Raw genomic sequence first — 12567 nt, forward strand, 5'->3', positions numbered from 1 at the left:
AAGACGGCCTGACAATACGGATTGCCGATGCTCCGATACAGTCTCAGACGCCTGATCATGGGAATGGGCATGCTCGTCGCCCTGAGCATGCTGATCTTCCTGCTGCTGCGCCTGACGCCAGGCGATCCGATCGATGCCTATATCGATCCGAACCTGCCGATGTCACCGTCGGATCTTGCCGATTTGCGCAGAAGCCTCGGGCTCGATCAGCCCTTGCCCGTCCAGTATCTGGGCTGGCTGCAGCAGGCGGTGACGGGCAATCTCGGCTATTCGATCAAGCGTCTCGACCAGCCGGTTCTGGGCCTAGTGCTATCGCGGATCGGGCCGACAGTGCTGTTGATGGGCACAGCCCTTGTCTTCGCCATCGTCGTCGGCATCGCCTGCGGGGTGATCGGCGCCGTTCGCCGCAATTCACTCGCCGATCTCTCCCTATCGGTGGCTGCGCTTGCCGGCATTTCGAGCCCGGCATTCCTCAGCGCACTGCTCGGCCTTTATCTTTTCTCGGTCCGCCTGCACTGGATGCCGTCTGGCGGCATGCTGACGCCGGGCGAGACGTTCTCGGTGGGCGATCTCCTCCACCATCTGATCCTGCCGGCGGCACTTCTATCCGTCGCGCAAGCTGCATTGATCATGCGCTACATGCGCGCTTCGCTGCTCGAAGTCCTGAACCAGGATTACGTGCGCACGGCCCGCGCCAAGGGCGTGCGCGAATTCTGGGTCATCACCAAACACGCGTTGCGCAATGCGCTGCTTCCGATCGTCACCCTGATCGGCTCCACCATCGGGCTTGCCATCGGCGGCGCCATCTTCATCGAGAGCGTCTTCAACTGGCCGGGCATGGGTCTTTTGCTCGTCGATGCCGTGCAGACCCGCGACTACCCCGTCATCATGGGGGCGACGCTCGTCATCGGCACTTGCGTTATCGTCGTCAATCTTCTGACCGACATCACCTATGCGGTCGTCGATCCGCGCATCAAGGTGGGCTGAGCATGCTGGCACGCTCTCCGCAACGCCGCAGCCCGGGGCCGCTTGCCCGCGCTTTCGACCGCTTTCTGCTCAACCGCGCCGCCGTTGCCGGCGTCGGCATTGCTCTTCCGATGCTGCTGTTGATCCTTTCCTATCCGCTGTGGTGGGCTTTCCGCCCGAACGACATCGATCTTCTGGCGATGAACAGCGGCCCGACGGCAAAGCACTGGTTCGGAACCGACGGCGTCGGCCGCGATGTCTTTGCGCGCGTGCTCGAAGGCGGTCGGATTTCGCTTCTGGTCGCCGTCGCATCGACCACGCTTTCCGCGATCATCGGCTTTCTCTTCGGGGCCATCTCGGCGCTTGCAGGGCGTTGGGCGGATGCCGTCTCGATGCGCTTCGTCGATCTGGTGATGACGCTGCCGCCCGTCATCTTCCTGCTTGTGCTCGCCTCGATTGCCGGCACCGGCATCTGGCCGACCGTCCTCGTCATCTCGCTGCTCTCCTGGCCGCTGCTTGCGCGCATGATCCGCTCCCGGCTGCTGGAATTGCGTGAGCGCGACTTCGTCTTGGCCGCCCGCGGCATGGGCGCCGGCATCGGACATCTGCTCTTCCGCCACGGCCTGCCGAACTCGATCGATATCCTCGTGGTCTATGCGACGCTGCAGATCGCCAATGCCATCCTGCTAGAGGCGGGCCTGTCCTTCCTCGGCCTCGGCATCGCTCCGCCGGCGGCTAGCTGGGGCAACATGCTGAACGCGGCCCGATCAACGGCCGTGCTCGAACAATATCCGTGGCAATGGCTCTTCCCCGGCGCCGCACTGATCCTTGCCGTGCTTGCGATCAACTTCATTGGCGATGGCCTCAGAGACGCCTTCGACCCGCGTGCCGAACTGAACTGACAATCGAAAGAATCGAAAATGACCAAATTCAAGGGTGTCGTTCCCCCCGTCGTAACACCGCTCAATCCGGATTTCACCGTCGACTATCCTTCCTATACGCGTGTGCTCGAACATCTGATCGATGCCGGCTGCCATGGCGTATTCGTGCTCGGCTCGACGAGCGAGGTGATCTTCCATGACGAGAAGACCCGGCGCGAAATCATCGAACATTCGGCCAAGGTGGTGAATGGCCGCGTGCCGCTCATCGTCGGCGTCATCGATCCGACCACGGATCGCGTCATCGCCCATGCGAAAGTCGCAAAGGCCGCCGGCGCCGACGCGGTGGTGGTGACGGCACCATTTTATACCGTCACCAGCCAGTCCGAGATCGTCGATCATTTTCGTTATGTCAGAGACGCGGTGGACGTTCCGCTGGTCGCCTACGACATTCCCGTTTGCGTTCACGTCAAGCTGCAGCGCCAGACCGTCGTCACGCTTGCCAGGGAAGGCGCCATCGTCGGCCTCAAGGATTCCAGCGGCGACGACGGCAACTTCCGCTATGCGCTTCTCGACCTTGCCGAACACAAGGACGTCTTCCTGATGACCGGTTCCGAGATCGTCGTCGACAACGCCCTGCTGATGGGCGCCCACGGCGTCGTTCCCGGCATCGCCAATGTCGATCCGCACGGCTATGTCCGCCTTTGGGATGCCGCGCAGCGCGGCGACTGGGTCGCCGCGAGGAAGGAGCAGGAGCGTCTCTGCCGCCTCTTCGAAATCGTTTGGGTTGCACAGAGCCGCGTCAGCGGCGGTGCCGCCGGCATCGGCGCCTTCAAGGCTGCCATGCGGAGCCTCGGCATCATCGACACCGCCGTCATGCCGCGGCCGCGCGCCTCCCTGAACGATGCCGAAACGGCGCGGATCGACGAGATCCTGCGTGCGACCGGCCTGCTGAACTGAGACGCCTGATGGTACAGACCGCCGAACCCGTACTCGACATCAGGGGATTGCGAACGATCTTCCGCGTCCGCGGCGGCGAGATCACGGCGGTCAACGATATTGACCTCAGCATTGCCGCCGGCGAGACACTCGCGCTCGTTGGAGAATCCGGCTCCGGCAAGTCTGTCACCAGCCTGTCGGTCATGCGGCTGCTCACCCGCGGCATCGGGGTGATCGCCGCAGGCAGTATCCGCCTGACGATGCGCGGCGGCGCGGCCCAGGATCTTGTTGGCCTCGACGAAGAGAGCATGCGCAGGATCAGGGGCGACGACATCGGCATGGTGTTCCAGGAGCCGATGTCGAGCCTCAATCCCGTTTTCACGATCGGCGACCAGATCGCCGAGCCGCTCCGCGTCCATCGCGGGGCGGACCGCAAGAAGGCGATGGACGCAGCCGTCGCGCTCCTTGAAAGCGTCGGCATTCCGGACGCGCGACGCCGTGCCGGCCAATATCCGCACGAACTCTCGGGCGGCATGCGGCAACGCGCCACCATCGCCATGGCGCTCGCCTGCGATCCGGCGCTGCTGATCGCCGATGAGCCGACCACGGCGCTCGACGTGACGATCCAGGCGCAGATTCTCGATCTGCTTCTCAAATTGCAGCGTGAGCGCGGCATGGCCATGCTCTTCGTCACCCACAATCTCGGCGTCGTCGCCGAAATCGCCCATCGCGTCGCGGTGATGTACGCCGGCCGCATCGTCGAAGAAGGGCCGGTCGGCGAGGTTTTCGGCAATCCGAAGCATCCCTATACCATGGGTCTTCTCGCCTCCATGCCTCGCCTCGGCGACGCCGCGCGGATGAAACAGGCCGGCGAAAAGCTCGCCGCCATTCCTGGCATGGTCCCGAGCCTGATGAACATGCCGAGCGGCTGCGCCTTTTCCCCGCGCTGCACATTCGCGATCGACGCCTGTCGCGCCGTCGTGCCTGGGCTCGAACAGGTCAATCCGCAGCACCGCAGCCGCTGCATCAGATGGCAGGAGATCTAGATGAGCGCACCGCTGCTCTCCGTCCGCGACCTTTCGAAACACTATACCTCCCGCGGCACGCGACTGAACATTCTTCAGGGGATTTCCTTCGACATCGGCAAGGGTGAAGTCGTCGGACTTGTCGGCGAATCCGGCAGCGGAAAGACCACGATCGGGCGTTCCGTCCTGCGGCTCGTCGAACCGTCTTCCGGCAGCGTCCGCTTTGACGGAACGGAACTCACCACGCTTTCGGCCTCGGCGCTCAGACGGCAAAGGCCGCGCATGCAGTATATTTTCCAGGACCCCTTCGCCAGCCTGTCGCCGCGCATGACGATCGGCGAAATCCTGACGGAGGGACTGAAAATCCAGGGGATCGGCAGCGTCGGCGACAGGCTCGATCGGGCGCTGTCGGCCTTGGCCCAGGTCGACTTGCCTGCCGAGGCGATCAATCGGTACGCGCATGAATTTTCCGGTGGTCAGCGCCAGCGCATCGGGATCGCCCGGGCTTTGACCTTGTCGCCCGAATTCATTGTTGCCGACGAGCCGGTTTCGGCGCTCGACGTGTCGATCCAGGCGCAGGTGATCAACCTGCTGCGCGACCTGCAGCAGCGGCTCGGCCTTACAATGCTGTTCATCTCGCATGACCTCGCCGTCGTCGAATATATCTGTGACCGGGTGATCGTGCTCTATCTCGGCCGCATCATGGAGATCGCGCCGAGTGCCGATCTCTATGCGAGACCACAGCATCCCTATACGCGCGCCCTGCTCTCGGCGATCCCTTCGCCCGATCCAGATGCCCGTCGCGACAGGCAGATCCTGAAAGGCGATATTCCAAGTCCGGCCAATCCGCCGAGCGGGTGCGTCTTTCGCACGCGCTGTCCGAGTGCGCTCGAGGCTTGCGCCGGCGCCGTTCCGCAATTGCGTGAAGTCGCGCCCGGGCACTTCAAGGCCTGCATCCGCGACGACCTCAATTGATCCGTCATTCATCGGGGAAAACAGATGAACGCAAAGATGCCGCGTGCCGCCATCGGCGGAAACTGGGCGAGCCTGCTTCTGCCGATTGCGGCCGACGACAGCATCGAATTCGACAAGCTCGCCGCGGAGATCGACATCCTCATCGAGGCCGGCGTCGACGGCATCTATTCCAACGGCACGGCAGGAGAATTCCACAATCAGACGGAGGAGGAATTCGACAGGATCCAGGAGATGCTGGCTGGACGCTGCAAAGCATCCTCAACCCCCTTCGTGATCGGGGCCTGCCAACCGGACCCATCGATCATGCTCAACCGCGTCCGCCGTGCCGCCTCGCTCGCCCCCCGCGCCATTCAGGTCATATTGCCGGACTGGTGGCCGCTCACCAATGCCGAAGCGATCGACTTCTTGAATGGCGCTGCCAATGCTGCCGACGGAATTCCGCTCATCCTCTACAATCCGCCGCATGCGAAACGCGTGCTGACGCCAAAGGAACTCGGCGCGGTCTGTGCGGCCGCCCCTGACGTGATCGGCATCAAGCTCGCCGACGGCGACGGCCTCTGGTACGCAGAGGCGCGCCGGCATCTTTCCGGTCTGTCGCTTTTCGTTCCCGGTCATCATCTCGCAACCGGCATCAAAGAGCGGGTCGCGGCAGGTTCCTTTTCCAATGTCGCCTGCCTTAGCCCCCGCGGTGCGCAGAGCTGGACGACATCGATGCGAAGCGATATCGATGCCGCACTCGATCTGGAGCGACGCATCTGCGCGTTCATGGACGCGCATATCGTCCCCTTCCGCCGGGAATTCGGCTATTCGAACGCCGCTCTCGACAAACTGTTGAGCGCCATCGGCAATTGGGGACCCGTGGGCACCCGTCTACGGTCTCCTTATCGCTCGATAGACATGCCTGAAGCGATCAGGTTGCGGGACATTGCACGCTCGGAACTTCCCGATCTTTTCCGCTGAGTGTGCTTAAGCAACCGGGCATGGACGGTTTCGCCCACTGGATTGCAATCCTTCTTCGCGCTACAGCGGGGAAGATATTTTGGTTGACGAGCCCATCCCTTTCAGGTGCAATTTCATGACAAAAAAAGTCTATCTCGCCGGTCCGGAAGTCTTCCTTCCCAATGCCCGTGAAATCCTCGACCGCAAAGCGGCACTTGCCCGTGAGGCGGGACTTCTCCCGCTCTCGCCCGGCGATCTGGAAATCCCGCAGACGAACTCGAAGCGCGAGCGGGCCGCGGCGATCAACGCGGTGGACGAGAAGATGATGATGCAGGCTGATGCGATCATCGCCAATCTGACGCCCTTTCGCGGCGTTGCCGCCGATACGGGGACGGCCTTCGAACTCGGCTTTATGTGCGCAAGCGGTAAGCCGGTCTTCGCCTACACGAATGTGGCCCGCGACCACAGCGGACGCGTGAGCGATCTTTATGGCGGCGCCGTCGCCTATGATGCGGAAGGCCGATTGCGAGACCCGAACGGGATTGCGATCGAGGATTTCGGCCTGGCCGACAATCTGATGCTGCATGCCGGAATTGAGCGGCGCGGCGGTGTCCTCGTCATCGGAGACGCGCCGCCGGATGCACTCTATACGGACCTTGCCGCGTTCAAGACATGTCTTGCCATCGCCGTTGAGAAGCTGCGCTAAAGTCATCAGTTCCGGCACTTGATGGAGCGAACCGTTGGACAACGCCGGCAAGCACCTGCCTGCTTGCCAATCGGTCCGGGGGACAGATACTGGATCCATGCAGCAACCAGAAAACCAACCTGCCGGCATCGAAATCACGCTCTGGCCGTATTCCAGGAATGAAGGCGACTGGAACCGCTGGCTGCAGTCGCTTTCGCAAGATGAACGGGAGCGCGCCGCGACCTACCGGTTCGAGCGGGATCGGGCCTCGTTCATTGCCGGCCGCTATCTCTTGCGGCGGCTGTTGAGCGTGCATACCGGGACAGCGCCGGGCAAGGTCGCATTGTCTCCGGACAAACACGGCAAGCTGAGAATTGAGGGGCGTGATGGCCCGCAATTCAGCCTTGCCAATGCCGACGGGCTGGTGACGGTCGCTGTCGCGTCAGGATGTGATTGCGTCGGAATAGACTGCGAGCGCGCCGACGCCGAGATCGAAGAGGCGGCATGGGATAGCTATTGCAGCGCAGACGAACGGCGTTGGCTGGCGCAATTGCCCGAACACGAACGCGCGCGGGAGGCCATTGCACTGTGGACGCTCAAGGAGAGCCATCTGAAGGCACTCGGCATCGGGCTGCGCGAGGATCCCCGCAATTTTGACTTTTCCTGGCAGGATCGCATCCCTGTCATAACAAGCGGCAATCGCGATCGGCGATGGCATCACCGTCTGGTCGAAAGCGGCAGCCAGCACGTCGTCGCGTTGGCTGCCTGCTCTCAATCCGGCTTCCCCGGCATTTCTACACGGCTATTTCAGGACGATAGCAAGCCATCCGAATAACCTGCCCGGAACTGATGAGGCATTGCGGAAGCGGTCTCCGTCGCCCAGGCCAGTTGCGCATCGTCGGGCTCCGCATCGAAATGCTGCCGGCCGAGAAGCGTATTGACGATCATTGCGCTGCGCCAGGCCATGAGGCTGAGCTGGGAGTCGGCGATGCCGTGCGAGTACCGGCCCGCATTCTGCGCAAACAGCCGGTTGGCCCTCGGACCCGTCCACTGCATCGTGTAGTCGTCGTTGAGAATGGGATAGCCGTTTCTGTCGAGCGTTATCCGTTCACCCAGCGAACCGAGAGCATCCGGCAATCGGAACCGGTAGCCGGTTGCCAGAACCACTGCATCTGCATGCAGCACCTCGATTCCGCCGTCGAATTGGTTCCGGACGATGAGCCGGTAGGCATTGCCGTTCCTCTCCATCTGGATCACATCGCGATTGGGCGCCAGAGATGCGTTGAGCGTACCCGGCTCGAGATAGCGCAACGCATAGAGGCGGCGGTAGATCGAATGAATCGTCGAAATCGACAGGCCATCGCTGGTCAGGATCGAGTTCTTCAAGGCTGCCTGCTTCTGCTCGCCGCCGAGCTTCAGATAGGCCTGCACGTATTCCGGCGAGAAAACCTGGTTCGAAAACGGGGTGTCGTTGATCGGCTCGAAATTATGACGCCGGCTGATCCATGTCAGCTCATTCATGGAACCGGGATCGGCAAGCAAGGCTTCGACGACCTCGCCGCCGCTTTGACCGCCGCCGACCACGACGATACGGGCAGCACCGAGACCACTGAGACGCGATTTGGCCTCGCTGTTGTGAAAGCAATCGGCGCCCAGAAACGGTTTTGCCCAGTCGGGCACGAAGGGCGAAGATCCGGTGCCGATCACGAGATTGCGGGCTTCTTCCTGCCCATTGTCGAACCGCAGGAAGAAGCGGTCGTCGCGGTGCTCGACGTCGCGAATCTCCGTTCCAAAGCGCAGTCCGTCCAGGCCGTTGGCGACCCAGGCGAGATAACGTGCAAATTCCTGCCGGGGAACGGCGTCATAATTGGCGTTCAGGAAGGCGTAGAGCCTCTTGTGCGCCACCAGATAGGAGACGAACGACCAGCGGCTGGTCGGCAGGACCGGGGTGACGAGGTCCTTCAGAAAGGACGATTGCAGCTCGACGCCCGGCATCATCATGCCGGGATGCCAGTCGAAGGAGTCGCGCCGTTCGAAGAAGCGGCTCCTGATCTCCGGCACCGCCTCGAACAGGCAGGCGAGGCTCAGATTGGAAGGGCCGATGCCAATGCCGGCGATATCGAGCGGCTCATTTATGGCATCCCTGCGGGCAAAAGCGACGGTCATGCGATATCCTTCTCTGTTTCCTTGAGACGCAGGGCAAGCCTTGAGTGGAAGGCGGGAGACCCGATCATATGCAGATGGTTGGTGCCGGTAATGATTTCGGCGGCACGCGCCCGTGGCGACAGGCGGCGCCAGTCGATCAGGTTGAGGCCGCGGTTGAGGCTGTCGTCGGCAGCCCAAGGATAGATCGGCACATCGTGGGGAACGAGCCGGTGCTTGCGGAAGATCAGGGCATTGTCGATCAGCACCCAGAACGTATGTTCGCGGCTACTGATGTCAGGCCCGTCGTTCGGAAGCGGATCCTTTTCGTCGCCGACGAAGCGCAGGAACTGATCGTAGGTATCCGCATCCATCGTCGACAGCAGCCGGTCCCATTCGGGACGCATCGCGGTTCGTCCAAGCCACGCCTGCACATCTTTATGAAGCGCGTCGCGCTCGCCCGGCCGGAAGCGCGGCTTGGCGCCGATCGCAAATTCCGATCCGAGGTCGCAAACGTCGACCATCGCCATCATCCTGACGTCGACCTCGTTGCCGAGGGTGCGGGCGGCCTCGTAGGCCAGAAGCCCGCCCCACGACCAGCCGAGGAAATAGCAGGGCGCGCCTTTGTTATGCGTCCTGATATAATCGACGTAGCTCTCGATAATCTCTTCGATCGGAGCGCCGACTTCCTTCTTCTCGGACAACGAGTGGCAAATGAAGCCGGTCGCCGGTTGATCGGCGCCGAGATAATCGACGAGCTTCACATATTCGCGGGTGCTGACGAGAAGCCCCGGGAAGCAATAAAGCCGCGGCTTGGCGCCGGAAGCGCGCAGCACGATCACCTCAGACAGATCCCGCTGATCCCCCTGCTCCATCACGCCGGCAAAGGAGCGAATGGTCGGGTTGTTGAAGATATCGGCGACGATGAGCGGGGTTTTCGGCCGGCGCTGCCGGAGCAGCGAAAGGATGCGGATCGCCCCGAGCGAATTGCCGCCGATCGCGAAAAAATTGTCCTCGACGCTGATCGCTTCCAGCTTGAGAACCTGACGCCACACATCCAGCACCTCCTCTTCGAGAGCCGATGCCGGTTCCACGATGGCGCGCTTGATCGGTTGCGGCGCCGGCAGCGCAAAGCGGTCGAGCTTGCTGTTCGGATTGGTCGGCATTTTTTCCAGTTCGACCACCGCGGCCGGCACCATATAGGAGGGCAGGCTGCGTTCGAGGCCGGCGCGGACCATCTCGACGTCAAGCGTCTCGTCCTTCTTCGGGACGACGTAGGCAACGAGCGCCTTTTCGCCGCCGGCATCGTCATCGCGCAGAACCACAAGGGCCTCGCCGACGCCGGGTTGCTGCAGGAGCGCCGCTTCGATCTCGCCGAGCTCGATCCGGTAGCCGCGAAGCTTGACCTGATGGTCGACGCGACCGACGAATTCGACGGTTCCGTCATCACGCCAACGCGTCAGATCGCCGGAACGATAAAGCCTGCCGCCCTCCGCGGAGAACGGGTCGGGAATGAAACGGTCCGCCGTCGTGTCCGGCTTGCCGAGATAACCGCGGGCGACGCCCTCGCCGCCGATATAGAGCTCGCCGGTGACGCCGATCGGGCACGGATTGAGGTCGGGGTCGAGCACATAGACCCGCCTTAGCCCGACGGCACGGCCGAGCGGAGCATAGACCCCCTGGAATTTCGTGCCGGCCCTCACCTTCCAGACCATCGGCGTCATGATCGTTTCGGTCGGCCCGTAGCCGTTGATCAGCCATTCCGATTTCAGCGCCCGCGACAATAGATCGAAGGTTGGCTGCGCCAGCCCCTCGCCGCCGAAGGAGTAAAGCCGCATCGGCGGCGCCCCATCTGTTATATCGGCCCACTCCGCCAGCTGCTGCAGATAGGTTGTGGGAATGCTGGCATTGTTGGCGCCATGCTTGCGCATGGCCGTCAACGTCTCTTCCGGCGTCCACAACGGCTGATCGGGAAGAATGATACTGCCGCCTTCCATCAGCGGGTTCATCCATCGCTCGTGCCCGCCATCCGAACTGAAAGGCAGGAACGGCAGCTCGCGGGACGCCGAGCTCATGCCATAGACACGCGAGGTGTTTTGCAGATGGTGCGTCAACGGCCCGTGCTCGACGGCCACGCCCTTCGGCAATCCCGTCGATCCGGAGGTGTACATGACATAGGCGAGTTGATCCTTGTGGATCGGCACATCAAGCGGTGTATCCGGCTCGCCGTCGAGATCGATCTTGTCGAGTTCGAGGATAATGGTGTCGAGCTCTTCCGGCAGCCGATGGCGAAGCCAGCTGTGGGTCAGAACGATCTTGACGCCGCCGTCGCGCAGAATGTGATGGTTGCGCACCGGCGGGTGGTCGGGCTCGACCGGGATATAGGCGCCGCCCGCCTTCAGCGTCGCGAGAATCCCGACGATGGCCTCCGGCGAGCGTTTGATGAAGATGGCGACCGTCACCTCGGCTCGAACGCCGAGATGCCGCAGCCGATGTGCGAGACGGTTGGTGCTGGCTTCCAGCCAGCCATGGCTCCATTCCTCGTCGCCGTAGACGATCGCCGTCTTGTCAGGCGTCTTGCGCGAATGGGCTGCGATCAACTCGTGGACCGGCCTGTCATCGTTGATGACGTCGTCTTCGTAGGGCGCAGACAACCAGTCGAGCTCGCCGCTGCCGACGAGTTCGATATTCTTGATCCGCACATTGTCCCGCGCGACGATCTGCTCGAGCACAAGGCCGAAATGCCGGGAGACACGGGCAATCAGCGAGCTGTCATAGAGATCCTGCGCATAATCGATCAGCCCGGATGCGGCCCCATTCAGATCTGCCTCGATCACCAGGGAAAGCTCGCTGTCGGCGCGCGCACCCAGTGGCTCCAGATTTGTTGCGTGCGCGGGGATCGGATACGGCTCGCGGAATTCGAACAGGGCCTTGACCACGGCTTCCTGGGCAGCCGCTTCATCGACCACCAGTTCCTGGGTGATGCGCTCCAGCGGCACGAGCCGTCGAAGCCCCTGCTCGATCGCCGATGAGATCGCAGCAATGACATCGTCGAGAGAATTTCCCGACGTCAGCGACAGGATGAGGGGAAGGACCTGTTCGGCACGGCCGAGGTTCGCAAGGTGCTCCTTCTGCGGCCGCGCGACGAGCAGCCCGGTCAGCAAGGCATAGTTGCCGCTATAGCGTGCCAGCAGCGCGCAAAAGGCGGCATGAAGCACGCGCTCGACCGGATACCCTTTTTGCTGCGCATGTCGCCCGAGCTTTTCCCAGAGATCCGGCGCGATCGAAAATGGGTGCTGAGCACGTGCCACGCCTGCCAGTCCACCACTGTTGAAGCGGGTGGGAAAGGTCGAGGCTGCGTAGTCGAGACCGATCGTGTTCCGCCAATAGGAGAGGGACTGCTGCGCCTCTTCCGTCTGCAGCCACTCAGCCTCCCGCGTTCCGGCCAAGATTTCTGCCGGCTGCGTCTCACCGGCGGGCCTGCCATCGAGAATTCGCGTCAGGGAGCCGGCAAGAACCGACTTCTCGCGGTCGTCTGCGATAATCGGATGAAGCACGATCGTCAGAAGCGATTGGCCGCCGGCCAGCAGGGCAATCTGAACACGCGCCGGCGGACCGGCAAGAAGATCGAAGCGTCTGTCGCGAAAGGCTTTCTGTGCGGCCAGTGCATCCGGCCCGTCAAGAACAGCACCTTCGCCGACAATCTCGATCGGCACAGCATTTGGTGTGCCGCGGTACTGCTCGACGCGGCCGCCCGCAAGCCGCCGGAATCGGATGGCGAGAGACGGATGTTGCGCCGCGAGCGCCCGGCAAGCGCCGGCAATCGTCTTGACGTCGACCGCAGGGCTCAATCGCAGCCCAATGACCTGATCGGGAAAGACCGTGTAGTTACCGATCTGCTCCAGTGACCAGATACGCTTCTGTGCGATCGTCAGTGGAAAGCTCTCGAAGACCGCGTCCGTTGCCGCATCGGTCGGGTGGGCATCTGCAAAGTTTGTGATCTGCTTGTTCATCCGTG

Annotated in this window: 10 protein-coding genes; 8 read left to right on the top strand and 2 right to left on the bottom strand. The window is 62.5% G+C overall.

Annotation, left to right across the window (positions count from 1 at the left end):
• Nucleotides 1-27: 27 nt before the first annotated feature.
• The 8 genes from FHT79_RS25375 (at nt 28) to FHT79_RS25410 (ending at nt 7242) form a co-directional block, all read left to right on the top strand.
• Nucleotides 28-987, top strand: coding sequence for an ABC transporter permease (locus FHT79_RS25375; protein WP_183904398.1), 960 nt, complete (start codon nt 28-30; stop codon nt 985-987).
• A 2-nt stretch (nt 988-989) separates the two neighbouring features.
• Nucleotides 990-1868 (top strand): ABC transporter permease, encoded by an 879-nt coding sequence (locus tag FHT79_RS25380; RefSeq protein ID WP_063474058.1) that lies wholly within the window; start codon nt 990-992, stop codon nt 1866-1868.
• 18 nt (nt 1869-1886) lie between these two features.
• The gene (locus FHT79_RS25385) at nt 1887-2804 is read left to right on the top strand and encodes a dihydrodipicolinate synthase family protein (RefSeq protein ID WP_183904399.1); all 918 of its coding nucleotides are present in this window, start codon (nt 1887-1889) and stop codon (nt 2802-2804) included.
• Between the two features lie 8 nt (nt 2805-2812).
• Nucleotides 2813-3829 (top strand): ABC transporter ATP-binding protein, encoded by a 1017-nt coding sequence (locus FHT79_RS25390; protein WP_183904400.1) that lies wholly within the window; start codon nt 2813-2815, stop codon nt 3827-3829.
• Nucleotides 3830-4783, top strand: coding sequence for an ABC transporter ATP-binding protein (locus FHT79_RS25395; protein ID WP_047616713.1), 954 nt, complete (start codon nt 3830-3832; stop codon nt 4781-4783).
• Nucleotides 4784-4807: 24 nt separating this feature from the next.
• Nucleotides 4808-5743 (top strand): dihydrodipicolinate synthase family protein, encoded by a 936-nt coding sequence (locus FHT79_RS25400; protein WP_183904401.1) that lies wholly within the window; start codon nt 4808-4810, stop codon nt 5741-5743.
• A 115-nt stretch (nt 5744-5858) separates the two neighbouring features.
• Complete coding sequence (locus tag FHT79_RS25405) at nt 5859-6428, top strand: nucleoside 2-deoxyribosyltransferase (RefSeq protein ID WP_047616932.1); 570 nt, start codon at nt 5859-5861, stop codon at nt 6426-6428.
• A 97-nt stretch (nt 6429-6525) separates the two neighbouring features.
• Entirely contained in the window at nt 6526-7242 is a 717-nt protein-coding gene (locus FHT79_RS25410) for a 4'-phosphopantetheinyl transferase superfamily protein (protein ID WP_183904449.1), read from the top strand.
• Here FHT79_RS25410 and FHT79_RS25415 read toward each other — a convergent pair.
• Nucleotides 7215-8573: a SidA/IucD/PvdA family monooxygenase gene (locus FHT79_RS25415; RefSeq protein WP_183904402.1), complete on the bottom strand. Its 1359-nt coding sequence runs from the start codon at nt 8571-8573 to the stop codon at nt 7215-7217. The genes FHT79_RS25410 and FHT79_RS25415 overlap by 28 nt on opposite strands.
• Nucleotides 8570-12562: a non-ribosomal peptide synthetase gene (locus FHT79_RS25420; RefSeq protein WP_183904403.1), complete on the bottom strand. Its 3993-nt coding sequence runs from the start codon at nt 12560-12562 to the stop codon at nt 8570-8572. The genes FHT79_RS25415 and FHT79_RS25420 overlap by 4 nt, the downstream gene beginning before the upstream one ends.
• Nucleotides 12563-12567: the final 5 nt, after the last annotated feature.

This window comes from Rhizobium sp. BK212 (assembly GCF_014197475.1).
In the GTDB taxonomy this organism is placed as follows: domain Bacteria; phylum Pseudomonadota; class Alphaproteobacteria; order Rhizobiales; family Rhizobiaceae; genus Rhizobium; species Rhizobium anhuiense.

What these genes read in the sequence shown, in the direction of transcription:
- FHT79_RS25375 (WP_183904398.1), top strand. Translation starts at nt 28, where the DNA reads ATGCTCCGATACAGTCTCAGACGCCTGATCATGGGAATGGGCATGCTC.
- FHT79_RS25385 (WP_183904399.1), top strand. Translation starts at nt 1,887, where the DNA reads ATGACCAAATTCAAGGGTGTCGTTCCCCCCGTCGTAACACCGCTCAAT.
- FHT79_RS25380 (WP_063474058.1), top strand. Translation starts at nt 990, where the DNA reads ATGCTGGCACGCTCTCCGCAACGCCGCAGCCCGGGGCCGCTTGCCCGC.
- FHT79_RS25405 (WP_047616932.1), top strand. Translation starts at nt 5,859, where the DNA reads ATGACAAAAAAAGTCTATCTCGCCGGTCCGGAAGTCTTCCTTCCCAAT.
- FHT79_RS25395 (WP_047616713.1), top strand. Translation starts at nt 3,830, where the DNA reads ATGAGCGCACCGCTGCTCTCCGTCCGCGACCTTTCGAAACACTATACC.
- FHT79_RS25420 (WP_183904403.1), bottom strand. Translation starts at nt 12,562, where the DNA reads ATGAACAAGCAGATCACAAACTTTGCAGATGCCCACCCGACCGATGCG.
- FHT79_RS25390 (WP_183904400.1), top strand. Translation starts at nt 2,813, where the DNA reads ATGGTACAGACCGCCGAACCCGTACTCGACATCAGGGGATTGCGAACG.
- FHT79_RS25400 (WP_183904401.1), top strand. Translation starts at nt 4,808, where the DNA reads ATGAACGCAAAGATGCCGCGTGCCGCCATCGGCGGAAACTGGGCGAGC.
- FHT79_RS25410 (WP_183904449.1), top strand. Translation starts at nt 6,526, where the DNA reads ATGCAGCAACCAGAAAACCAACCTGCCGGCATCGAAATCACGCTCTGG.
- FHT79_RS25415 (WP_183904402.1), bottom strand. Translation starts at nt 8,573, where the DNA reads ATGACCGTCGCTTTTGCCCGCAGGGATGCCATAAATGAGCCGCTCGAT.